Annotated in this window: 18 protein-coding genes and 2 pseudogenes; 9 read left to right on the top strand and 11 right to left on the bottom strand. The window is 73.6% G+C overall.

The features are described 5' to 3' along the window. Positions 1 to 103: 103 nt before the first annotated feature. A complete protein-coding gene (locus IEY78_RS16650; protein ID WP_189099006.1) occupies positions 104 to 658 on the bottom strand; it encodes a hypothetical protein in 555 nt (184 codons plus the stop codon). An 84-nt stretch (positions 659 to 742) separates the two neighbouring features. Beyond that, positions 743 to 1,240, bottom strand: a complete 498-nt coding sequence (locus IEY78_RS16645; protein WP_189099101.1) for a YfbM family protein — start codon at positions 1,238 to 1,240, stop codon at positions 743 to 745. A 175-nt stretch (positions 1,241 to 1,415) separates the two neighbouring features. Here IEY78_RS16645 and IEY78_RS16640 point away from each other — a divergent pair. Together IEY78_RS16640 and lon are read left to right on the top strand one after the other, a co-directional pair. Then, positions 1,416 to 2,248, top strand: a pseudogene (locus IEY78_RS16640) (pentapeptide repeat-containing protein). Between the two features lie 115 nt (positions 2,249 to 2,363). Then, positions 2,364 to 4,772: an endopeptidase La gene (lon, locus tag IEY78_RS16635; protein ID WP_189099005.1), complete on the top strand. Its 2,409-nt coding sequence runs from the start codon at positions 2,364 to 2,366 to the stop codon at positions 4,770 to 4,772. A gap of 70 nt (positions 4,773 to 4,842) precedes the next feature. Here the strand turns inward: lon and IEY78_RS16630 are convergent, their stop codons facing one another. Continuing rightward, positions 4,843 to 5,718: a lysozyme gene (locus IEY78_RS16630; protein WP_189099003.1), complete on the bottom strand. Its 876-nt coding sequence runs from the start codon at positions 5,716 to 5,718 to the stop codon at positions 4,843 to 4,845. Between the two features lie 295 nt (positions 5,719 to 6,013). On the opposite strand from IEY78_RS16630, the gene IEY78_RS16625 reads away from it, so the two are divergent. Next, positions 6,014 to 6,514, top strand: coding sequence for a MarR family winged helix-turn-helix transcriptional regulator (locus tag IEY78_RS16625; protein WP_189099001.1), 501 nt, complete (start codon positions 6,014 to 6,016; stop codon positions 6,512 to 6,514). A 109-nt stretch (positions 6,515 to 6,623) separates the two neighbouring features. Here IEY78_RS16625 and IEY78_RS16620 read toward each other — a convergent pair whose 3' ends face one another. Then, positions 6,624 to 7,469 (bottom strand): protein phosphatase 2C domain-containing protein, encoded by an 846-nt coding sequence (locus tag IEY78_RS16620; RefSeq protein ID WP_189099000.1) that lies wholly within the window; start codon positions 7,467 to 7,469, stop codon positions 6,624 to 6,626. Positions 7,470 to 8,088: 619 nt separating this feature from the next. Between IEY78_RS16620 and IEY78_RS16615 the strand changes: the two genes are divergently transcribed. From IEY78_RS16615 to IEY78_RS16595, 5 genes are all read left to right on the top strand, one after another. Further along, positions 8,089 to 10,947 carry a nitrate- and nitrite sensing domain-containing protein gene (locus tag IEY78_RS16615; RefSeq protein ID WP_189098998.1) on the top strand — a complete coding sequence of 953 codons (2,859 nt, stop codon included), beginning with the start codon at positions 8,089 to 8,091 and terminating at the stop codon, positions 10,945 to 10,947. Next, positions 10,944 to 11,438, top strand: coding sequence for a roadblock/LC7 domain-containing protein (locus IEY78_RS16610; RefSeq protein ID WP_189098996.1), 495 nt, complete (start codon positions 10,944 to 10,946; stop codon positions 11,436 to 11,438). Before IEY78_RS16615 ends, IEY78_RS16610 begins: the two co-directional genes overlap by 4 nt. Continuing rightward, on the top strand, positions 11,435 to 11,830 hold the full coding sequence (locus IEY78_RS16605; protein WP_189098994.1) for a DUF742 domain-containing protein: 396 nt from the start codon (positions 11,435 to 11,437) through the stop codon (positions 11,828 to 11,830). Before IEY78_RS16610 ends, IEY78_RS16605 begins: the two co-directional genes overlap by 4 nt. Beyond that, positions 11,811 to 12,485: a GTP-binding protein gene (locus IEY78_RS16600; protein WP_189098992.1), complete on the top strand. Its 675-nt coding sequence runs from the start codon at positions 11,811 to 11,813 to the stop codon at positions 12,483 to 12,485. The genes IEY78_RS16605 and IEY78_RS16600 overlap by 20 nt, the downstream gene beginning before the upstream one ends. Before the next feature lie 88 nt (positions 12,486 to 12,573). Further along, entirely contained in the window at positions 12,574 to 13,827 is a 1,254-nt protein-coding gene (locus IEY78_RS16595; protein WP_189098990.1) for a styrene monooxygenase/indole monooxygenase family protein, read from the top strand. 40 nt (positions 13,828 to 13,867) lie between these two features. Here the strand turns inward: IEY78_RS16595 and IEY78_RS16590 are convergent, their stop codons facing one another. The 3 genes from IEY78_RS16590 to IEY78_RS16580 all read right to left on the bottom strand — a co-directional run bounded on the left by IEY78_RS16590 (position 13,868) and on the right by IEY78_RS16580 (position 15,928). After that, positions 13,868 to 14,131, bottom strand: a complete 264-nt coding sequence (locus tag IEY78_RS16590) for a DUF8847 domain-containing protein (protein ID WP_189098989.1) — start codon at positions 14,129 to 14,131, stop codon at positions 13,868 to 13,870. Between the two features lie 36 nt (positions 14,132 to 14,167). After that, positions 14,168 to 14,908, bottom strand: coding sequence for a TetR/AcrR family transcriptional regulator (locus tag IEY78_RS16585; protein ID WP_189099099.1), 741 nt, complete (start codon positions 14,906 to 14,908; stop codon positions 14,168 to 14,170). A 72-nt stretch (positions 14,909 to 14,980) separates the two neighbouring features. Continuing rightward, a complete protein-coding gene (locus tag IEY78_RS16580; RefSeq protein ID WP_373294171.1) occupies positions 14,981 to 15,928 on the bottom strand; it encodes an AurF N-oxygenase family protein in 948 nt (315 codons plus the stop codon). Between the two features lie 166 nt (positions 15,929 to 16,094). On the opposite strand from IEY78_RS16580, the gene IEY78_RS16575 reads away from it, so the two are divergent. Next, the gene (locus IEY78_RS16575; RefSeq protein ID WP_189098987.1) at positions 16,095 to 17,204 is read left to right on the top strand and encodes a ferritin-like domain-containing protein; all 1,110 of its coding nucleotides are present in this window, start codon (positions 16,095 to 16,097) and stop codon (positions 17,202 to 17,204) included. Positions 17,205 to 17,326: 122 nt separating this feature from the next. Here IEY78_RS16575 and IEY78_RS16570 read toward each other — a convergent pair whose 3' ends face one another. From IEY78_RS16570 to IEY78_RS16555, 4 genes and pseudogenes are all read right to left on the bottom strand, one after another. Next, positions 17,327 to 18,184 carry an ABC transporter ATP-binding protein gene (locus tag IEY78_RS16570; RefSeq protein WP_373294169.1) on the bottom strand — a complete coding sequence of 286 codons (858 nt, stop codon included), beginning with the start codon at positions 18,182 to 18,184 and terminating at the stop codon, positions 17,327 to 17,329. A 100-nt stretch (positions 18,185 to 18,284) separates the two neighbouring features. Then, complete coding sequence (locus IEY78_RS16565) at positions 18,285 to 18,770, bottom strand: HD domain-containing protein (protein ID WP_229699995.1); 486 nt, start codon at positions 18,768 to 18,770, stop codon at positions 18,285 to 18,287. A gap of 80 nt (positions 18,771 to 18,850) precedes the next feature. Further along, positions 18,851 to 20,305 carry a penicillin-binding transpeptidase domain-containing protein gene (locus IEY78_RS16560; RefSeq protein ID WP_189098985.1) on the bottom strand — a complete coding sequence of 485 codons (1,455 nt, stop codon included), beginning with the start codon at positions 20,303 to 20,305 and terminating at the stop codon, positions 18,851 to 18,853. 296 nt (positions 20,306 to 20,601) lie between these two features. Beyond that, a pseudogene (locus IEY78_RS16555) lies at positions 20,602 to 21,987 on the bottom strand (FtsW/RodA/SpoVE family cell cycle protein); the annotation flags it as partial. Positions 21,988 to 22,110 lie beyond the last annotated feature (123 nt).

Genomic DNA, 22,110 nt, shown 5'->3' with positions numbered 1-22,110 from the left:
GGCGGCGTCACGGCCTGACGGCCTCATGGCGCCACGTGCTCACGGCCCCATGGCGTCACGGATTCACGGGTTCAGGGCCGTGAGGCCTCGCGGGGGCACGGCCTCACGGCCGCACCGCCGACCGGTACGTCTGGGTGATGGCGTAGGCGCAGCCGCTCAGCAGTGCCACGCCCGACAGCACGCCGCTGACGAACGGCACCCACACCACGGCGGAGGTCGCCGCCATGCCCAGCCCGGCCACTCCGAGCGCGGTCAGCGCGGCGCCGGGGACGGCGATGCTGCGCCGCTTCCAGACCGCGGTCAGCGCGAGGAAGTGCAGACCGACGATCAGCGCGATCCAGGCCACGGTGGTCTGCCGGGGCGCGCCGCCCTCCCGCAGCGCGAGGTTCCCGCCGAGCAGCAGCGCCGCCTCGGCCCCCACGACGAACGCGAACTTCCCCCGGAACCAGTCCGCCCGGGGCAGCTCGGGGCCCTCGGCCGCGGTCGGCACCACGCGCCCGGCCCGCACGGCGAGCGCCAGCAGCCCGGCGAAGGTGAGCACCGCGAGCACCCGCAGTGCGGTGCCGAGCACCGGATTCAGCGGGGCGTGCGCATTGGCGACCACGAAGACCGTTCCGAAGAATGCGCCGATGAAGACTCCGGACATCCGCTGCACCATGCCGCGAAGGTAGCAGTCATGACGGGGCGTGAGGCAGGACGCGACGGGGCGCCGCCCGGCCTCCCGCCCGAGTGGACCGCACCGCTATCCCAGCCACATGAGCACACCGTCCCCCTGCTCCGCGGCCGCGCGCAGGAACGGCCGCAGCAGCTCGTAGTACTCGCGTACCCAGTCCAGTGGCTCGCCCCGCTCCCAGACGATCGTCGGGTACACCTCCGCCGCGGCGAGGTCGGCCGGGCCGACACCGGCCGTCAGCCCGTCGCCGGTTATCCCTGCCAGCGCCTCGGCGGCCTTTCGCACCTGCTCGGGGGTCAGGTAGCGGGGCGGCCCGTAGCCCCAGTCGTCGGCGCCCGGGACGGGCTCCTCGCCGTGGACGATGTCCACCGGGAAGCCCGCGCGGCGCAGCAGGAAACCGAGCGCGTCCCAGGCCTTGTCCACGTCCAGGCAGCGCGCCGACGCCGGCTGCGGGCACGCGTCGGCCTCCACCTCCCGCCGGGCGCCGATCAGTGCCAGCGCCCACTCGGGGTCGCCGAGGGCGCGGTCGAGTTCGGCAGGGGTGACACGTGCGTACTCTCCGATCATGCTCATGGGACGAGGCTAGGGGCGACCACTGACAACGCCTCCCGCCCGACGGGCGGTTGCCCAACCGGCACCCGCTCCCGCCCGCCCGCGTCGCCTCCGCGGCGGCTGGGAGAATGGACCTCCCTTCCGCGCGCGGCCCCGGGCCGTGCCCGCCGGCCGCAGGAGTGCACGCGCCTTGTCCTCACCCCACGAATCCCCGCTCCCGGACACCGCCGATCCCGCCCTGCGGTCGGACTGCGCCAGCTGCTTCGGGCTGTGCTGTGTCGCGCTGCCGTTCGCCGCCTCGGCGGACTTCGCCCTCGACAAGGACGCCGGCACGCCCTGCCCGAACCTCCGCACGGACTTCCGGTGCGGCATCCACACCCGGCTGCGGGAGCGCGGCTTCAGCGGCTGCACCGTCTTCGACTGCTTCGGCGCCGGCCAGAAGGTTCCCAGGTCACCTTCGGCGGACGGGACTGGCGCGGCGCCCCGGAGACCGCCCGGCAGATGTTCGAGGTCTTCCCCGTCATGCGGCAGTTGCACGAGCTGCTGTGGTACCTGTCCGAGGCGCTGACCCTGCCGGCGGCCCGCCCGGTGCACGCCGCGCTGCGGGCCGCGCGGGAGAAGACCGAGGGCCTGACCCGCGGCGGCGCACGCGAGCTGGCCGCGCTGGACGTCCCGGCCCACCGGGAGGAGGTCAACGCCCTGCTGCTGCGCACCAGCGAACTGGTCCGGGCCGCGGTCCCGGGCCGCAAGAAGCAGCGGCGGGGCGCCGATCTGATGGGGGCCCGGCTCAAGGGGGCCGACCTGCGGGGCGCCTGCCTGCGCGGGGCCCGCCTGATCGCCGCCGACCTCACGGGCGCCGATCTGCGCACCGCGGACCTGATCGGCGCCGATCTGCGGGACGCCCGGCTCGCCGGTGCCGACCTGACCGGCGCCCTGTTCCTCACCCAGGCGCAGATCGACGCGGCCCGGGGCGACGCCGCCACCGTGCTGCCGCCGTCCCTGATCCGCCCCGCCCACTGGTAGCCGCGGGCTCGCCCCCCTGCCTCTGATCGCTCACAGCGAACGCGTCCGGGGGAACATCTCCGGGCTCCCCGGCATTGAGTGGGAAAAGCTCAACTTGCTTGCCGAAGGGGAGATCATGGCTTCGACGTCCACCTCGCTCACTCTGCCCGTGCTGCCCCTCGACGACGAGGTCGTGCTCCCCGGCATGGTGGTGCCCCTGGACCTGTCCGACGCGGACGTCCGCGCCGCGGTGGAGGCCGCGCAGGCCGCCGCCTCCTCGGGCAACAAACCGCGGGTGCTGCTCGTTCCCCGCGTCGACGGGACCTACGCGGGCATCGGCACCCTGGGCCGGATCGAGCAGGTCGGCCGGCTGTCCGACGGCGACCCCGGGGCCCTGATCCGGGGCCTGGGCCGGGTGCGGATCGGCTCCGGCACGACGGGGCCCGGCGCCGCCCTCTGGGTGGAGGGCACGACCGTCGAGGAGACGGTCCCCGACGCCCTGCCCGGCGCGGTGAGCGAACTCGTCACGGAATACAAGGCGCTGGCCACCAGCTGGCTGCGCAAGCGCGGCGCCTGGCAGGTCGTCGACCGCGTCCAGCAGATCGAGGACGTGGCGGCACTGGCCGACAACTCCGGCTACTCGCCGTTCCTGACCACCGAACAGAAGCTCCGGCTGCTGGAGACCACCGACCCGGTCGCCCGCCTGAAGCTCGCCACCGAGCTGCTGCGCGAGCACCTCGCCGAGCAGGACGTCGCCGAGTCCATCGCCAAGGACGTCCAGGAGGGCGTCGACAAGCAGCAGCGGGAGTTCCTGCTGCGGCGGCAGCTGGAGGCGGTCCGCAAGGAACTCGCCGGGCTCAACGGCGACCCGGAGGACGAGGGCGACGACTACCGCGCCCGCGTCGAGGCCGCCGACCTGCCCGAGGACGTCCGCAAGGCCGCCCTCAAGGAGGTCGACAAGCTGGAGCGGTCCAGCGACCAGAGCCCCGAGGGCTCCTGGATCCGCACCTGGCTGGACACCGTCCTGGAGCTGCCGTGGAACGAACGGACCGAGGACGCCTACGACATCGCCGGCGCCAAGGAGGTCCTGGACGCCGACCACGCGGGCCTGGAGGACGTCAAGGAGCGGATCACCGAGTACCTGGCCGTCCGCAAGCGCCGGGCCGAGCGCGGCCTGGGGCTGGTCGGCGGCCGCCGCGGCGGCGCGGTGCTGGCGCTCGTCGGGCCGCCCGGTGTCGGCAAGACCTCGCTCGGTGAGTCCGTCGCGCGCGCCATGGGCCGCAGCTTCGTGCGGGTCGCGCTCGGCGGCGTCCGGGACGAGGCGGAGATCCGCGGCCACCGCCGCACCTACGTCGGCGCGCTGCCCGGCCGGATCGTCCGCGCGATCAAGGAAGCCGGATCGATGAACCCGGTGGTGCTGCTCGACGAGATCGACAAGGTGGGCTCCGACTTCCGGGGCGACCCGGCCGCCGCCCTCCTGGAGGTCCTGGACCCGGCGCAGAACCACACCTTCCGCGACCACTACCTGGAGGTGGAACTCGACCTCAGCGACGTGGTCTTCCTGGCCACCGCCAACGTCCTCGAAGCCATCCCCGAGGCACTGCTCGACCGGATGGAGCTGGTCCGCCTGGACGGCTACACCGAGGACGAGAAGGTCGTCATCGCCCGCGACCACCTGCTGCCGCGCCAGCTGGAGCGGGCCGGACTGGAGCCCGGCGAGGTGGCCCTGGAGGACGGCGCGCTGCGCAAGCTGGCCGGTGAGTACACCCGCGAGGCGGGCGTGCGGAATCTGGAGCGCGCCCTCGCCAGGCTGCTGCGCAAGGTCGCCGCACGGCATGAACTCGGCGAGCAGGAATTGCCGTTCACGGTGGCCGCGGAGCAGCTGCGCCCGCTGATCGGCCGGCCGCACCACACCCCCGAGTCGGCGCAGGACCCGTCCGAGCGGCGCACCGCGGTGCCCGGCGTGGTCACCGGACTCGCGGTCACCGGCGCCGGCGGCGACGTGCTCTATGTGGAGGCCTCGCTCGCCGATCCGGAGACCGGCGCGTCCGGGCTCCAGCTGACCGGCCAGCTCGGTGACGTCATGAAGGAGTCCGCGCACATCGCGCTGTCGTTCCTGCGCTCCCACGGGGCGGAACTGGAGCTGCCGGTCGCCGATCTGAAGGAGCGCGGGGTGCATCTGCACGTGCCGGCGGGCGCCGTGCCCAAGGACGGCCCGAGTGCGGGCGTCACGATGACGACGGCCCTGGCCTCGCTGCTGTCGGGCCGGCCGGTCCGGCCGGACGTGGCGATGACCGGTGAGGTCTCGCTGACCGGGCGGGTGCTGCCGATCGGCGGTGTGAAGCAGAAGCTGCTGGCGGCGCACCGTGCGGGGATCACCACGGTCGTCATCCCGCAGCGCAATGAACCGGACCTGGACGACGTCCCCGCCGAGATCCTCGACGCCCTGGAGGTCCACCCGGTCGCGGACGTCCGCCAGGTGCTGGAGCTGGCGCTGACCCCGGCGTCGAACGGCGCCGCGCCGCAGGTGACGGTCGCGGCCTGACGGCCGGGGCCGGAACGAAGGCCGGCCCGTGCTCCCCTCGCGGAAGCACGGGCCGGCCGCAGCGCTGTACTCAGCCGTTGGCGAGGGCCTTGAGGCGGTCCGCCGTGCCGTTGAAGCGGTTGTGGTCGCCGACCGTCGGGCCGGAGGAGGTGTACTGCCAGAGGGTGTGGAAGTCCCAGCCGGCCGGGAGTTCGCCGACCGAGGAGCCGTAGCGCGGGATCCACAGCGGGTTGACGGCCCCGAAGGCCGCGGAGTTGCCGGTGCACTGCTTCCACCAGTTGGTGGAGGTGTAGAGGACGGCGTCGCGTCCGGTGCGCGCCTTGTAGGTCGCGAACCAGTCCTTCATCCAGCTGACCAGCGCGGCCGGGCTCAGCCCGTAGCAGGTGGACCCGTAGGGGTTGTACTCCATGTCGAGCGCGCCGGGCAGCGTCCGGCCGTCCCGGGACCAGCCGCCGCCGTGGCCGGTGAAGTAGGCGGCCTGGGCGGCACCGCTGGAGGTGTCGGGGGTGGCGAAGTGGTACGCGCCGCGGATCATCCCGGCGCCGTAGGACCCGTTGTACTGCTGCGCGAAGGACGGGTTGGTGTAGCTGGTGGACTCCGTCGCCTTCACATAGGCGAAGCGGACGCCGCTGCTCCAGAGCGTCGACCAGGACACGCTGCCGTTGTGGCTGCTGACGTCCACGCCCTCGACGGACGCGAGCGGGGCCGCGGGCGATGCACCGCCGGCCACCGTGCCCTCGTGCCGGGCGATCTGCGAGCCGGCCCAGTCCTGGTCGGGGTGGCGGGGCTCGGGCGCGCGCCGGACATCCGCGGCGCCCGCGGTACCGGCGAGGCCCAGGAGGAGCGCGAGGAGCGCGAGGAGGGAGAGAAGGGAAAGGAAGACCCCGGCCGCGGTCGCCGTGGTGCGGGCGGGCCGGTGGGGGGAGCCGGATCTGAGCACGGACATACGTGCCTCCGAAGAGCTCGGGGGGAGGAGCTGAGGGGGGAGGAGCTGGGGGGGGGGAGCCGACGGCATGACCCGGGCGTGCGGACACAAGGGGGGTGCGGCGTGCGGGACCGCGGCGGACCCGCCGGCGTCCGGGGCCGAAGGTACGGCCATACCGGAAATGACGGTACGCGCGTAGACCGGTGTGCCAAAAGGGGGTGCGCGAGCTGCCGTTGGTCTAATCCTGCGAAATACTGGCCGAGCTGCGGCTTCAGCCGCCGAGGGCGGAAACTTTCAGGTGAGGGAAAGCGGAAGAATGGGCGCTGACGTGCACGACACCGGAGCCGACGGGGCGGCGGAGGGCGAACCGGTCGGGGTGGACCACGTATTCCTCGCCCTGGAACGTGAATTGGCGGTGTTCCTCCGCCGGGCCCGCGCCTCGTCCGGCGAACTGGCCCGGGAGGTGCATCCCGATCTGGAGCCTGCCGCCTACGGCCTCCTCTTCCGGCTGGCCGACGCCGGCGCCCAGCGCGCCACCGCACTCGCCGGCTTCTTCGGCGTCGGCAAGGCCACCATGAGCCGCCAGCTGCACGCCCTGGAGAAGCTCGGACTGGTCGCCCGCGAGCCCGACCCGGCCGACGGCCGCGCGGTCCTGGTGCGCCTCACCGACGAGGGTCACGCGCGCTTCACCCGCGTCCGCACCGGCCGCCGCGCCCGCTACGCCCGCAACCTGGCCTCCTGGGACCGCGGCGAGGTCGCCGAACTCGCCCGCCTGCTGCACCGGCTGAACGCCGAGCAGGAGTGCGACGAGGCGTAGGGCGGGTACGGGGCGCCCCCTAGCCGCGGTCCGCCGCTCCGTCACCGTCCGCGGCCGTCGAGGCGGCGCGCCGCGGCGGCGGGGGAAAACCGTACCCGCCGGTGATTTGTCACGGCGCCACAAAAATCACCGCCGCGTCGTCGCGCGCCTTGCCGCGCGGATACGCCGCGCCCGCGGGGTCGGCCGCCTCCGCCGCGCGGACCCGGTCGATCAGCGCCTGGGGACCCTGCCCGGCCACCAGGGCCACGCAGTCGGCCCAGGAGCCCTCCCGGAAGACCTCCACCCAGCGGCTCGCGCCGTCGCTGAGCGCGGTCAGCGAACGGACCGCGGAGCGCGGGGTGGTGCCGGTGACCGCACGGGCGGCCACCGAGGGGTCGGCGGCCGCGGTGAAGAAGCCGCCCTCGGCGTTGCGCAGCGCCTCGACCGCGCGGACGTACTCCCGGCCCGCCGCCGCCCGCTCCGCCGAGCCGCGCGGCAGCGCCCGCACGGCCGCCCGCAGCTCCCCCACCGCGGGCGGCAGTTCGTCCAGCCGGGGGTCCAGCACCGGCAGCACCGAGCCGTCCGTCCGCTCCAGCAGCAGCACCGAGTCGGACAGCACGAGATGCTCGACGGTGTGCTCGGACCACCGCGCGGCGACCACGGTTGCCTGCGGAGTACGTGGGTGAGAAAGGTCACAGGAGGCGCGGTGTCCGTCGGCCGTCCGGGAGATGGCCGCGGCGAGTGCCTTCGGGAGCGTCATATCCGGGTGTGAAACCGACAGTTCGAGCATTGCGCCGCCCAGCCGCGCGGTGAACCACGGCACCGTGTGCACACAGCCGTGGTCGTCCTCGGGCGGTGTCACCCCGTCCAGCAGGACCAGGACCCCGCCCTGGCCGGAGGCCGGAACGGCTACCGATGCGTAGTCCTCGTTCGGGTGTTGGGGGTCGCCCGGCTCGGTGGCGAGTGCGAGTTGCATGGCCGCCAGTCTGCCGGAGGGCGTGCGCGCGCCCCGCGGGCCGGACACGCACGGCCGCGCCCGGTACGGGAACACCACAGATGTGCAGGGATCGTGTGGACCGCGGCCCGGCGGCGTGCGGGCGCGCATCCTGCCAGGACCCGGACGCATCTCCAAACCCGTCCGGGGGTTGCCCGACGTTGCGGCCGAAAACCTTCGCGCGCGGAAGTTGATGGCCAAACTCCGATTGATGTTCACTCGTTCAGGTGGCCGGGCATGTGTTGCCGAGCCACTGCGCGGCGCCGGTGGAATGGTCGTTGCCCGGATCATGGGGTGGGGCCAGGACGCTCGTCGCGACGCGCAGAGCCGGGCTGCTTCCCCTCGCGGACGTGTGCGTTGCTGCGGTTTTCGCGCAGATCCGCCCCGCCCCCGCGAGCGGAGAGCGAGCCGGGTCCGCGACGCCACAGGGCGCGAGCAGGGCGAGACAGGAATGCGAGCAGCGGTGCGGAAGATGCGGCTTCGGGGCGGCGCAGGGAAGCCGGAAACACCGGCCGGTTCGAGCACGGGCACGGGCTCGGCTCCTGGTAAGGGCACGGGCACGGCGGACGGCGCGGGCCGCCCGGGACGGCGACCCGCGCGGGTGCGCAACCGCCTCCTCGGGGCGGTGGCCGTGGTGGCCGCCGCGGTCCTCGGAGCAGGCGCCCCCGGCCTCGCGGCGACGGCCGACGACGCCACCACCGGACAGCACCTGGTCGACCTGGCGGAGCTGAACGTCCGCGCCGTCGCCCTGGCGCACTCCCTCGCCGACGAACGCGACGGCATGACCGCCTACGCCGCGGGCCACCGCGGCGCCGCGGCGACCGGCGCCCGGGCCGCGGCGGCCACGGCCACCCGGACCCAGCGCGCCCAGGTGGACCGGCAGATCGACGACCTGCGCACCGAGGCCCAGGACGCCTCGGGCGACACCGCCGCCTACGACACCGCCGCCAAGCTGCTGGCCGCCCTCCCCGGGACCCGGCAGAAGGCGCTGTCCCGCACGGCCTCGGCCGACCAGGTCTACGGCGCCTACACCCGCACCCTCCAGGCGCTCGGCACGATCGGCGACGACATCGCCCGCGGGCTGCCCGCCCGCGCGGACGCCGCCGACGCCGACCTGCGGGCCCTGCCCGCGCTGGGCCGTGCCACCGAACAGGCCGCCGGGACCCGCGCCCTGCTGCTGGCCGCCCTCGACGCGGGCGGCGGCCAGCCCGGGCTGACCGCCCTCGCCCAGGTCGCCCACACCCGCGCCCAGGGCGCACTGGGCGACTTCGAGCAGGCCGCGAGCGCGCGCGCCCGCGACCGCTACGTCGCCACCGTCAACGGCGCGGACGTCACCGACGCCGAGCGCTATCTGACCCGGCTGACCGACCAGCCCCGGCTGGACGCGGCCGATCTGCGGCTGAACCGCGCGCGGGTGCGCAGCACCCTGACCACCCGTGTCGGGCTGATGCGCGGCGTCGAGTCCGCCATGGCCACCGCGGACGTCCAGCGGCTCGGCGTGCTGCGCGACGACGCGGTGACGGAGCTGGAGATCCGCATCGGGCTGGAGGCGCTGTGCCTGCTGCTGGCCGTCGGCGCCGGCGTCTGGGCGGCCCGCTCGCTGACCCAGCCGCTCGCGGCGCTGCGGATCGGCGCCAAGCGGCTGGCCGCCGACCCCGCCCACGAGGAGCCCCTCGCCTACAAGGGCCGCAACGACGAATTCGCCGCCGCCGTGGGGTCCGTCAACGCGCTGCACGCCCAGGTCGGCGAGCTGGCGCGGCGCACCTCCGAGCTGGAGGGCGAGCGCAAGCGGCTGATCGGCGGCCGGCAGCGGCTGGTCGCCGAACGCGAGGTGCTCCAGGAGCAGGGCGAGACGCTCCGGGAGGAGATCGCCGATCTCACCGAGCGGCTGGCGGCCCTGCACAGCGGCGTGCACGGCCGGTTCGTGAACCTCTCGCTGCGCACCCTGGGCCTGGTGGAGCGCCAGCTGGGCGTCATCGAGTCGCTGGAGGAGAGCGAGCAGGACCCCGAGCGGCTGGAAACCCTCTTCAAGCTGGACCACTTCGCCGCCCGGATGCGCCGCAACAGCGAGAACCTCCTCGTGCTGGCGGGCGCCGAGCAGCACAGCACCAACCACCAGGGGCCGGTGCCGCTGCTGGACGTGCTGCGCGCCGCGATCAGCGAGATCGAGCGCTACGAGCGGGTGCGCATCCAGTCGCTGCCGCCGCACTCCCAGGTCGCCGGGTTCGCCGCCGACGACCTCAGCCACCTGGTCGCCGAACTCCTGGAGAACGCCACCGCGTTCTCCCCGCCGAACGCCCATGTCGAGCTGTCCGGCTGGCTGCTGGAGAGCGGTGAGGTGATGCTCTCCGTCGAGGACGAGGGCATCGGGATGACCGCGGAGCGGCTGGCCGAGCTGAACGAGCGGCTGGTCGACGTCGAGGCCGCCTCGTCCTCCGAGACCATCGACGAGGCGCTGGGCCTGGGGCTGTACGTCGTGGTGCGGCTGGCCGCCCGGCACGGTGTCCGGGTCCAGCTGCGGGACGGCAAGCACGGCGGGGTCACCGCCGTCATCGTGCTGCCCGGCTCGATCCTGCCCACCCGCCCGGCGCCGTCCGGCCCCCCGGCGTCGGCCTCCCCGGACCTGGCGCACTCCCCGGGGCTGCCCGGCTCGGTCGCCGAGGCCAACTCCAACGCGCTGCCGGCGCGGGGGGCGCGCACCGGACCGGCGGCCCGGGCCGCGGCTCCGGCCCCCGCGTCCCCGGCCCCCGCCTCCCCGCCCCTGGGCGACCGCGACCCGGCCGCCGGCGCCGGGCCCTCCGACGCCCCCGCGGCCGCACCGGAGCCCCGCGACGAGAACACCGCGGCGGCCCCCGGCGCCGACCCGTTCGTCGCCGCCGCGGAGCGCGCGATCGACGCCGCCGGGCTCGGCGGCCCGGAGGAACCGGCGCCCGCGGCGCAGCCGTCCGGCCCGACCACCTACTCCCCGTCGGAACCGAGCCCGTACGGCCCGCGGTCGCCCGGACCGTACGCCGCCACCACCCACGGCACCGGTGACCACCTCCCGGACGGGGACGGGGGGCGCCCCGACCCGGCGCCCGCCGCCCCGGCACCGGCTCCCGCGCCGGCCCCCGACGCCGAGGCACCGCCCGCCGCGGAGCCCGCGGCCGGCGAGCCGGCCGACCCAGAGACTGCCGCCGCCCCCTCGGGGAAGCGGCGGACGGCCACCGGGCTGCCCAAGCGCACGCCCAAGGTCGTGGCGCAGCAGCAGGCGCCCGCCGCACCGCGCAAGAGCGGTGCGGCAAACGCCGAGGCGCTGCGGCGCCGGCTCGGCGGGTTCCAGGCGGGGGCGCGAGTCGGCCGGCGTGAGGTCGAGGCCGAAATCGCGGAGCGTACAACGGAGCAGACCATCCCACAGACGGACACCGACGGAGCGGGGGCCCCGGGAGAGAGCCACGTTGTCGAGGAGGCACGCGATTGAACGCGCAAGCGCCCACTGCTTACGGACACGGCCTGAGCAGCCAGGCCCAGAACCTGCACTGGCTGTTGACGAACCTGGTGGACGAGGTACCGGGCATCCGCTCGGTGGCGGTCGTCTCCTCCGACGGCCTGCTGCTGCTGTCCTCCGACCCCGACCGCACGGACGAGGGGGCACGGCCGGGCGAGCGTGACGGGCCGCGGGGCTCCAGCGCGGATCTGGCCACCATCGTCTCCGGGCTCGGCAGCCTCACCAACGGCGCCGCGAAGCTGATGGAGGGCGGCGCGGTCAAGCAGACGATGATCACGATGGACGAGGGCAGCCTGTTCGTCATGTCGATCAGCGACGGGTCGCTGCTCGGCGTGCACGCCACCCCCGACTGCGACATGAACGTCATCGCCTACCACATGGCGCTGTTCGTCGGCCGGGCCGGACATGTCCTCACCCCCGAACTCCGCAGTGAATTGCGCAAGTCGATGGAGAACGCCAAGTGAGTACTCCCAAACTCCCCGTACGCGGGGACCGGAAACCCTCGCGCGTGCGGCCGTATTCGCTCACCGGCGGCCGGACGCGATTCGGCCATGTGCTGCTGGTGGAGACGTTCGTGGCCGCGCTGGAGGCGCCCGAGGAGCGCCGCGAGCTCACCTCCGGGGGCTGGGGTGACCGGGTGATGCCCGAGATGCGGGCGATCGTCGAGCTGTGCCGGCGGATGCGCTCGGTCGCGGAGATCTCCGCGCTCCTCAAGATGCCGCTGGGCGTGGTCCGGGTACTGCTCAGCGACCTCGCCGACCAGGGAAAGATTCGCGTCTACGGCACCGGGCACGGCTCCGGCCGGCCCGACCGCGCGCTGCTCGAAAGGGTGCTGAGTGGACTTCACAGGCTCTGACACGATATCGGCCGGACCGGCGGCGACCGCCGGATCCGCGGGCCGGTCCGACCCCGCGGCCGAGGCGGCCGACGCGGGGCTGCAGAGCTGGCAGACGGACCGTTCGCAGGCGCCGATCGCCACCAAGATCGTGGTGGCGGGCGGCTTCGGCGTCGGCAAGACCACGTTCGTCGGATCGGTCTCGGAGATCACCCCGCTCCAGACCGAGGCGGTGATGACCCAGGCCAGCGAGGACACCGACGATCTGACCGCCACCCCGGAGAAGACCACGACCACGGTCGCGATGGACTTCGGGCGGATCACCCTCGACCAGGAACTGGTGCTGTACCTCTTCGGCACGCCCGGGCAGCAGCGCTTCTGGTTCATGTGGGACGACCTGGTGCGCGGGGCGATCGGCGCGATCGTGATGGCCGACACCCGCCGCCTGGAGGACTGCTTCCCGGCGCTGGACTACTTCGAGAGCTGCGGACTGCCGTACGTCGTCGCGGTCAACCACTTCGAGGGGACCGACTCCTACGACGCGGAGGACGTCCGCGACGCGCTGACCGTCCCGCCGCACGTGCCCGTGGTGGTCATGGACGCACGCCGGCGGGCCACGGTCATCGAGGCGCTGCTGGCGCTGGTCGGCCACGCCCTGGAGACCGCACCCGAGTAGCGGCCGCCGCGGAGGTCCGCCCCCGCGGGCGGCCCGCCACCCCCCACTCCACCCCCGAACACCCGCAGTAGCAGAGAAGAGTGCCGCCATGCGGAAAATACTCATCATCGGGGCCGGCCAGTCCGGTCTCCAGCTGGCCCTCGGCCTCCAGTCACAGGGCTATGAGGTCACCCTCATGTCCAACCGCACCGCCGATGAGATCCGCGCGGGGCGCGTGATGTCGACCCAGTGCATGTTCCACACCGCCCTCCAGCACGAGCGCGATCTCCAGATCAACTTCTGGGAGAGCCAGGCTCCGCGCATCGAGGGCCTCGGCGTCTCGGTCGCCGCCCCCGGCAGCCACGAGTCGCCCGAGGGCTCGCAGCGCGCCATCGACTGGGTCGGCCGGCTCGACGGCTACGCCCAGTCCGTCGACCAGCGCGTGAAGATGGCCGGCTGGATGGAGACCTTCGCGCAGCGCGGCGGGCAGCTCGTCATCCACGGCGCGGCCGTCTCCGACCTGGACTTCTTCGCGAGCCGCTACGACCTGACGCTGGTCTCGGCCGGCAAGGGCGAGCTGGTGTCCATGTTCGGCCGGGACGCCGCCCGTTCCCCCTACGACGCCCCGCAGCGCGCGCTCGCCGTCTCCTATGTGCACGGCATGGGCCCGCGCCCCGAGCACCCCGAGTTCGACGCGGTGCGCTGCAACCTGGTGCCCGGCGTCGGCGAGCTGTTCGTCATGCCGACGCTCACCACCTCCGGCCGCGCCGACATCCTCTTCTGGGAGGGCATACCCGGCGGCCCGCTGGACGCCTTCCAGGGTGTCAAGGACCCCCGGGAGCACCTGGCCGTCACCCTGGACCTGATGAAGACCTTCCTGCCCTGGGAGTACGCCCGGGCCACCGAGGTCGAACTGACCGACGCCAACGGCACCCTGGCCGGCCGCTACGCCCCCACCGTGCGCAACCCCGTCGGCCGGCTGCCCTCGGGCGGTCTGGTGCTCGGGGTCGCGGACGTCGTGGTCGCCAACGACCCGATCACCGGCCAGGGCTCGAACTCCGCCGCCAAGTGCGCCGCGTCCTATCTGGCGTCCATCGTCGAGCGCGGCGCGGAGCCGTTCGACGGGGAGTGGATGCGGGCCACCTTCGAGCGCTACTGGAACACCGCCCAGCACGTCACCAAGTGGACCAACGCGATGCTGGCCCCGCCGCCGGAGCACGTGCTGAACGTCATCGGCGCGGCCGGCCAGCTCCAGCCCGTCGCCGACCGCTTCGCCAACGGCTTCGACGACCCGTCCGACTTCGAGAACTTCTTCTACGAGCCGGAGAAGGCGAACGCCTACCTGGCGTCGCTGACGGGCTGATCCCTCGGCGGTGCGCCCCCCCTCGCGCGGGGCGCACCGCTCAGCGGGGCCTGCGCCAGGGCCACCGCGGCCCGTCGCCGGCCTCGGCCTCCGGGTCGTACTCGTAGCGCCAGCCGCTCGGCAGCCCCAGCCGGCCCACCCGCCCCGGCACCCGCCGGTAGACATACCGCCGCGGCGGCCCCTGGCCGTCGTCCGGCACCGGGACCTCGTAGGTCTTCGGCGGCTGCCCGGTCATGCCGACCAGTACGGGCAGTACCCGGCCGTCCAGCGGCCCGCCGACGAACGGGGTGTTCTCGCTTCGCACGCCGTCAGTCTCCCACCGACACTGCGGGGCGGCAGCTCACAGCAGATGCGTGGCGTCGCTCACCACGGGCAGCAGCCGGCGGGCCAGCGCGCCGGCCGGGCCGTCGGCGGCCTCCAGCTTCAGCGCAGCCCGCGTCACCCGGGCGGTCTGCGTATCGCGGGCCGCGGTCGCGGTCAGCAGGGCGATGAAGTGGTCGACCAGCCAGTCCCGCAGCTCGTCGAGGCCCGGCTGCTTGTCCTCGTCGAGCCAGATCAGCGAGGCGCCCTCGACGGCCGTGATCCACATGCGCACGGTCATCCGCAGCCGCAGGCCCGGCTCGGGCTCGCCCAGATGCCGCAGGATCTGGTCGGCCGCGGCCCGCCGCACCTCGTCCACGATGGCGCCGGTGCGGGCGGTCTCCACGACGCTGCCGCCCTGGAGCAGCGCGCTGAAGCCCGCGTCGTGCTCGTCGACGAACGCCAGATAGCGATCCAGCGCGCGCGACAGCCGCTGGGTCAGCGGTCCGCTCTCCGGCTCGGCGAAGCAGCGCTCCAGCATGTCGGCCGCGCTGCGCAGCGCGGCCTCGTACAACTGCTGCTTGCCGCCGGGGAAGTAGCGGTAGACCAGCGGGCGTGAGACCTCGGCCGCGTTCGCCACGTCGTCCAGCGAGACGTCCTCGGGGGCGCGCTGGGCGAACAGGCCCAGGGCGGCGGTGAGCAGTTGGCTGCGGCGCTGCTCGACGCTCAGCCTGCGGTAGGCGGGTCGGGGTACTGCTGGGGCGGTGCCGCTGCCGTTCATGAACAGCAGCGTATCCGGCCCGGATTCCGCTTCGGACAGCCGCTCGGTTACCGGACGGTTCACAAGGATCCTTCAGGCCAGCAGGCCCGAGCGGCGCCACAACCTGCGTCCCACGCCGCTCAGTACGCCGATGTCGTCCAGGAAGTCGGTGAGCCGCTTCGCGCCGGACTGCATCACCTCGCGGCGGTGGCCGCTGGCCTTGACCTGGGCGAGGGCCGCGCGCCGGTCCAGCCCGACCCGGGAGTAGACGTCGGGGTTGACGAAGGCGAGCGAGAAGACCCGGGCCGCCTCGCCGGAGCTGACCCGGGTCAACTCCCGCTCCCAGCGCGGTGCGGTGATCATCTGGCGGCGCAGCTCCTCACGGGCGTAGCGCACGTGCCGGGCCTCCTCGACGACATGGATGCGGGTCACCCCGCGCACGATCGGCTGCACCCGCTCGTCCGGGAAGGTCAGCCGCTGCATCCAGTCCAGGATCTCCTCGCCGAGCAGGGTGCAGGCGAACGAACCCGGGGTGGTGGAGACGGTCTTGAGGACGCGGGCGAGGTTGTGGTGCACCCGCGAGACCGGGTACGCGGGGGTGCCGCCCTTGTGGATCATGCGGGCGAACATCTTGGAGTGCCGGCACTCATCGGCGATCTCGGTGAGCGCGTAGCGGACGTGCGCGCTGGTCACCGGCTTGTCGTAGATGTGCCGCACCAGCAGCTGCATCAGGATGATCTCGAACCAGATGCCCAGCGAGGCGAGCGAGGCGGCCTCGTGCCGGGCGAGGTCCTGCTGCTGCTCCAGGGACATCCTCCGCCACAGCGGGGTGTCGTAGAGCGAGACCAGCTCCGGCGGCCAGAACCACTTGTCCTCCTCCAGGGGCGCGTCCCAGTCGAGTTCGGTGTCGGGGTCGAAGGAGTGCCGGGCGGAGGAGTCCAGCAGCCGCTCGGCGACCTGCTCCCGGTCCTTGAGCAGACCGAGGGCGTCCCGCAGGACCTCGGTGTCCGTCTCGGTCATGTCGGTGGGCGCGCTCGTCATGATCTGGCTACCTCGCTCCTGGGTTTCCCGCGTTCCCTCTTATGAGACTGCTTGTCAGCAAGCGCGTCAATCCCCCGTGCGCGACTTATTGACCCGCCGGTAAGAAGCGTGTGAGCCTGCCAACGACCGCCCGTGACAAGGCGTTTGGCGAGCCGAGGAGGCGTCCGTGTCGACCCGAGACCTCTATGTGCACGACCCAGGCGACCCCGTGTGGAAGGTGCCCGCCTCCGGCGCGGCCCGCTTCAGCTGGGACTACGACGACGGACGCGAACGGCTGCTCGCGCTCTACCAGAAGGGCAAGGACAAGCAGTGGGACGCCACCCTGCGGATCGACTGGGACCTCGAAGTGGACCCCCAGGACCCGCTCGGCACCCCGGACGAGTCCATGTCCCTGTACGGGACCCGGTACTGGGACAAGATGACCGAGAAGGACCGCGGCGATCTGCGCCGGCACTACACCTCCTGGCAGTTCAGCCAGTTCCTCCACGGTGAGCAGGGCGCGATGGTCTGCGCGGCCCGGATCGTCGAATCCGTCCCGGACCTCGACGCGAAGTTCTACTCCGCCACCCAGACCATGGACGAGGCCCGGCACGCCGAGATCTACAGCCGCTTCCTCCAGGAAAAGGTCGGGATGCTCTACCCGATCAATGACAACCTCCAGGCGCTGCTGTCCGACACCCTGAAGGATTCCCGCTGGGACATGCCGTACCTCGGAATGCAGGTGCTGATCGAGGGCCTGGCGCTGGCCGCATTCGGCATGATCCGCGACACCACCACCAAGCCCCTGCCCAAGCAGATCCTCGCCTATGTCATGCAGGACGAGGCGCGGCACGTCGCCTTCGGACGCATGGCGCTGCGCGATTACTACCGGCAGCTCACCGACGCCGAACTCCGCGAGCGCGAGGAATTCGTCATCGAGGGCTGCTACTTGATGCGCGACCGGCTGCGCGGCCTGGAAGTCCTGGAGAACTTCGGTATTCCGTCGAAGGAGGCCGCCGAATTCACCGAGAACTCCGAGTTCCTGCACCTCTTCCGGAAACTGCTGTTCAGCCGCATCGTGCCCTGCGTCAAGGACATCGGGCTGTGGGGCGAGCGCCTCCAGCGCGCCTATGTGGACATGGGCGTCTTCGAGATGGGCGATTCCAACCTCGATCTGCTGATGGCCGAGGACGAGGAACTCGCCGAGAAGCTGGACGCCGAGCGCTTCGCGGCCGAGGAGCAGGCCCGTACGGCGGAGGTCGCGGCGGCCATCGAGGAGGGGGCGGCGCAGGACTGACCGGCGGGGCGGGCCGGGCCGGTGGGATGGGACGGGCCGGTGGGATGGGACGGGCTCGCGGGGTGCGACGGCCCGGCACGGCCCCGCACCGGATCAGCGCGGCCCCGCCCCGGTTCAGCGGGTCAGCGCTTCCCCGACCGCGCCAGCCAGCGCCCCTCGTGCCGCGAGACCTCGATCGGCCGGCCGAAGCAGGCCGTCATCCGCGCCCCGGTCAGCACCTCGTCCACCGGGCCGCGCGCCTGCACCCGGCCCTCGCGCAGCAGCAGGGCGTGGCCGATGGCCGGGGACAGCTCCTCCAGGTGATGGGTGACCGTCACCGTCGACAGCTCCGGCCGCCCCGCCGCCAGCCGGTGCAGCGCGTCGATCAGGTCCTCGCGGGAGGGCAGGTCGAGCGCGTTGAACGGCTCGTCGAGCAGCAGCAGCCGGGGCTCGGCCATCAGCGCGCGGGCGATCAGGATCCGGGCCCGCTGGCCGCCCGAGCACACCCCGTACGGCCGGTCCGCCAGCTCCTTGCAGTCCAGTTCGGCGAGCAGCTCATGGGCGCGCTCACGGGTGGCCCCGTCGTACTTCCGCCACAGCGGCTGCACGGTGCCGGTCGCGCCGGTCAGCACGACGGTGTGGCCGGTCGCGTCCTGTGGGACCTTCTGCGCGCCGGAGACCAGGCCGATGGCGGCGCGCAGTTCCCGCACGTCCACCGAGCCGAGCCGGTGGCCCAGCACCTCGACGCTGCCGACGGTGGGGAACATCAGCGCCCCCACGAGGCGCAGCACGGTGGTCTTGCCGGCACCGTTCGCGCCGAGCAGCGCCCAGTGCTCACCGGACCGCACGGTCCAGTCGACGGCGTCGAGGATGACCTGCCCCGTGGTGTGCCGGCGGACGCCGACGCCCTCCAGGGCGGCGATCACACGGGCGGCTCCCGGGTCCGGCGGCGGTGCGGACGGCGCGGGCTCCGGGGGCGGCGAAGGCTGCGGAGTGGTCATCACCGCAGACTAGCTGCGTATGACACCTTTCTGCGGAGCTGTCCGATGTGTGGACCCCCGGGGCCGGTCGCGGCCGCCCGGCGGCCGGGCCCCGCGCCGGTCACGGGCCGGTCAGCCCCAGCAGGGCCCGCACCCGCGCGTACTTCTCCGCCAGCCGCTCCCGGGTCGGCGCGTCCAGGACGGCCAGCCGCTCCGGATCGGCGTTGTGCGCCAGATCCGACTCCTTGATCAGCAGCGCCCCGGGGGTGGCCAGGATGCGGGCGGTGTACTCCTCGACCGGTTCGTCCGGCGCCTTGGTGACCGCCAGGATCATCGCCTTGACCGGCTGGCTCAGCGCCGCACCGGCCAGCCACTCACGGCTCAGCGCCCCGTCCTCGACCGCGTCGTGCAGCCAGGCCGCGGCGATCTGCTCCTCGCTGCCGCCCCGCTCCCGCACGCCCGCCGCGACCGCGGCCAGATGCTCGGTATAGGGGCGGCCGGCCTTGTCGGTCTGGCCGGAGTGCACCCGCCGGGCCAGCGCCTCCACCTCGGCCAGGGACAGCATCGGGGGCGGAGCCGGTTCCATGGGCGGGATCGCATCAGCCATACGGCCATTGTGACCCGGCGCCGAGGCCGGGCGACGGCGGGTCCGGCCGCACGATCCCGCACGGGGCGGCGCACCGCGCCTCAGCCCAGCGCCGCCGCCATCACCGCCTGCGCGATCGGCGCCGCGCTCCCGCCGCCGCTGATGTCCGCGCGGTCGGCGGCCGCGTCCTCAACCACCACGGCCACCGCCACGGCCGGCTGGTAGCTGTCCTTGGCCCGCGCCCAGGAGATGAACCAGGCGTAGGGCATGCCCTCGTTGCGCACCCCGTGCTGCGCGGTGCCCGTCTTGCCGCCGACCGTGACGCCCTTGAGCGCGGCGCGCCGGCCGCTGCCGTGCGCGACCACGTCGACCATCATCTCCTGGAGCTGCTGGGCCGTGACCGGGCCGATCACCTGGCGGGTGGCCGGGCGCGGACCGTCCTCGACCAGCACCCCCCGGGCGTCGGTCACCTTGTCGACGAGGTACGGCGGTGCCAGCCGCCCCCCGTTGGCGACCACCGCCGAGACCATCGCCATCTGGAGCGGCGTGGCGGCGGTGTCGTACTGGCCGATGGCCGACAGCGCGACCTGCGAGGGGTCCATCCGGGTGTCGAAGTTGCTCGGCGCCACGAGCGAGGGGATCCGCAGCCGGCGGTCGTTGAAGCCGAACTTCCGGGCGGTGGCGGCCATGCCGCGCAGCCCGACCTCGGCGCCCAGCCGTGCGAAGACGGTGTTGCACGAGGCCCGGAAGGCGTCCTTGAGCGGGGCGTCCGCACAGCCCTTGGCGGCATTGCCGAGCCGGGTGGCGGTGCCGGGCAGCGGATAGGGGTCGGGGGAGTCCGTCGGGGCGTCGATATCGGTGACCGCGCCGCTCTCCAGCGCGGCCGCCGCGGTGACGACCTTGAAGGTGGACCCGGGCGGATAGGTCTCCCCCAGGGCCCGGTTGAGCATCGGCCGCCGCTCGGCACCGTTCAGCCGCCGCCAGGCCGCACCGGCCGCCCGGCCGTTGCCGGACAGCTCACCCGGGTCGTACGACGGCGTGCTGACCAGCGCCAGCACCCGGCCGGTCTGCGGCTCGATGGCGGCCACCGCGCCCTTCTTGTCCCCCAGGCCCTCGAACGCGGCGCGCTGCATCCGGGGGTCGATGGTGGTGTGGACCCGGCCGCCCGCCCGGTGGGTTCCGGTGAGACGGTCCCACCAGGGGAAGGCCGCGAGCCGGTCGTCGGCGCCGGAGAGCACCCCGTCCTCGGCGCTCTCCAGCAGCGAGGTCCCGTAGATCTGCGAGGAGTAGCCGGTGACCGGCGCGTACAGGGGGCCGTCGGTGTAGCTGCGCTCGTAGCGCAGCCGCCCGCCGCTGTCCCGGGAACCGGTCACCGGGCGGCCCGCTACGAGCAGGGCACCGCGCGGCTGCGCGTAACGGGCGATCGCGGTGCGGCGGTTGGCCGGGCTGTTCCCGTAGTGCTCGGTCTCCAGGATCTGCACCCGGGCCGCGTTGACCAGCAGCGCCATGAGCAGCAGGAACGAGAAGGCGGCGGTGTGCCGGATGCAGCGGATCACCGGCCGGCCTCCGGGGCGGAGGCGTCATCGGCGGGGGCGGCCGGGGCAGCGGGGGCGGCTGGTGCGGCCGGTGGGGACGAAGGGGCGGACGCGGCCGACGGGGGCCGGCTCCGGGCCGCCGGGGAACCGGTCGGCTTCAGGAAGCCCACCACCCAGCTGCCCGACCCGAACAGCCCGTCCCGCCCGGCCAGGGCCCCTGCACCGCTCGCGCCGTGCGCCGCCTCTCCTGCCGGGACCGCAGGGGGCCCGGCCGTCGAGCCACCGGCCTCCGCGCCCCCCGCCGCGGAGCCGCCGTCTGCCTCTCCCGCCTTTCCCGTCTCGCCCTCCCCCTCCTTCCCCGGCATCCGCGCCCGGTTACTGATCCGCAGCAGCAGCGCGACGATGATCCAGTTGGTGACGACCGACGACCCGCCCTGCGCGAGGAACGGCATCGCCATCCCCGTCAGCGGAATCAGCCCCATCACCCCGCCCGCGATGACGAAGACCTGGAGGGCGGGGAGCGCCGCGAGGCCCACCGCCAGCAGGCTGCCGAACGCGTCCGGCAGCCCGAGCGCGGCCCGGTAGCCGCGGGCCACCAGCAGCGCGTACAGCAGGAACAGCGCGGTCAGCCCGGCCAGCCCGAGCTCCTCGCCGAACGTCGCCAGGATGAAGTCGGACTTCATCGCGAAGCCGATCAGATACGAGTGCCCCTGGCCGAGGCCGGTGCCGAACATCCCGCCGGCCGCGAACGCGAACAGCGACTGGGCGAGCTGCCCCGGCCCCTGGCCCGCCGCGATCCCGGCGAACGGATGCTGCCAGTCCTCGACCCGGACGTGCACATGCGGCTCCAGCGTGCCGACGGCGGCCGCCCCGATGCCCGCCAGGAGCAGCCCGACCGCGATCCAGCCGGTCCGCCCGGTGGCCACGTACAGCAGCACGACGAAGATCCCGAAGAACAGCAGCGAGGTCCCCAGATCCCGTTCGAGGACCAGCACGGCCACGCTGACCAGCCAGATCGCCACCACCGGCCCCAGCACCCGGCCGGCGGGCAGCTGCAACCGCCCCATACTGCGGCCGGTGCGCGCCAGCACCCCGCGGTTGGCCGCGAGGTAGGCCGCGAAGAAGACGGTGATCAGCACCTTGGCGAACTCACCGGGCTGAATGGAGAATCCGGCCAGCCGGATCCAGATCTTCGCCCCGTTGACGGCGGGGAAGAGGATCGGCGAGGCCATCAGCAGCAGCGCGAGCGCCGCACAGCGCGCGGCGTGCCGCTGCAGCGTCCGGTGGTCGTCCAGCAGCACCACCACCGCGATGAAGAGCACGAACCCGACCGTCGACCACACCAGCTGGGTGGGTGCGGCATGGTCCGCCGGGGTGTCCAGATCGAGCCGGAAGATCAGCACCAGCCCGAGCCCGTTGAGCAGCACCGCGGTGGGCAGCAGCAGCGGATCGGCGTACGGGGCGCGGAAGCGGACGGCGAGATGCGCCAGCAGCGCGAGCCCGCCGAGCCCTGCCCCGTACCGCAGCGCCCCGGCCGGCAGCGCATGCCACCGGGCGAGCCCCACGACGACGTACCCGCAGACGCTGATCAGGACGGCGCCCGCCAGGAGGGCCAGTTCGACGCCCCGTCGCCGGGGCAGTAGCGGCAGCGGTGGGGGAGTGTCCAACGGGCGCGCGGCGGCCGCCCTTGCCAGTGCCGTCATGCCTGGCAACGTAGCAAGCTGTGGCCGCTATTTCCGTTATGTCGGATACGGCGTCCGGTGCGTCCGAAGAGGCTGGAGAGTTCCGGGCGTGCGGGGCACGTACGCCGCCGCACGCCCCGGACT

This window comes from Streptomyces kronopolitis (genome assembly GCF_014646275.1).
Lineage (GTDB): Bacteria > Actinomycetota > Actinomycetes > Streptomycetales > Streptomycetaceae > Streptomyces > Streptomyces kronopolitis.
The sequence above is the reverse complement of the archived record's forward strand: the minus strand, read 5'-3'. Positions and strand labels throughout refer to the sequence as shown.

What these genes read in the sequence shown, in the direction of transcription:
- IEY78_RS16620 (WP_189099000.1), bottom strand. Translation starts at nt 7,469, where the DNA reads ATGCAACTCGCACTCGCCACCGAGCCGGGCGACCCCCAACACCCGAAC.
- IEY78_RS16570 (WP_373294169.1), bottom strand. Translation starts at nt 18,184, where the DNA reads ATGACCACTCCGCAGCCTTCGCCGCCCCCGGAGCCCGCGCCGTCCGCA.
- IEY78_RS16625 (WP_189099001.1), top strand. Translation starts at nt 6,014, where the DNA reads ATGGGCGCTGACGTGCACGACACCGGAGCCGACGGGGCGGCGGAGGGC.
- lon (WP_189099005.1), top strand. Translation starts at nt 2,364, where the DNA reads ATGGCTTCGACGTCCACCTCGCTCACTCTGCCCGTGCTGCCCCTCGAC.
- IEY78_RS16650 (WP_189099006.1), bottom strand. Translation starts at nt 658, where the DNA reads ATGGTGCAGCGGATGTCCGGAGTCTTCATCGGCGCATTCTTCGGAACG.
- IEY78_RS16595 (WP_189098990.1), top strand. Translation starts at nt 12,574, where the DNA reads ATGCGGAAAATACTCATCATCGGGGCCGGCCAGTCCGGTCTCCAGCTG.
- IEY78_RS16630 (WP_189099003.1), bottom strand. Translation starts at nt 5,718, where the DNA reads ATGTCCGTGCTCAGATCCGGCTCCCCCCACCGGCCCGCCCGCACCACG.
- IEY78_RS16565 (WP_229699995.1), bottom strand. Translation starts at nt 18,770, where the DNA reads ATGGCTGATGCGATCCCGCCCATGGAACCGGCTCCGCCCCCGATGCTG.
- IEY78_RS16585 (WP_189099099.1), bottom strand. Translation starts at nt 14,908, where the DNA reads ATGAACGGCAGCGGCACCGCCCCAGCAGTACCCCGACCCGCCTACCGC.
- IEY78_RS16580 (WP_373294171.1), bottom strand. Translation starts at nt 15,928, where the DNA reads ATGACGAGCGCGCCCACCGACATGACCGAGACGGACACCGAGGTCCTG.
- IEY78_RS16645 (WP_189099101.1), bottom strand. Translation starts at nt 1,240, where the DNA reads ATGATCGGAGAGTACGCACGTGTCACCCCTGCCGAACTCGACCGCGCC.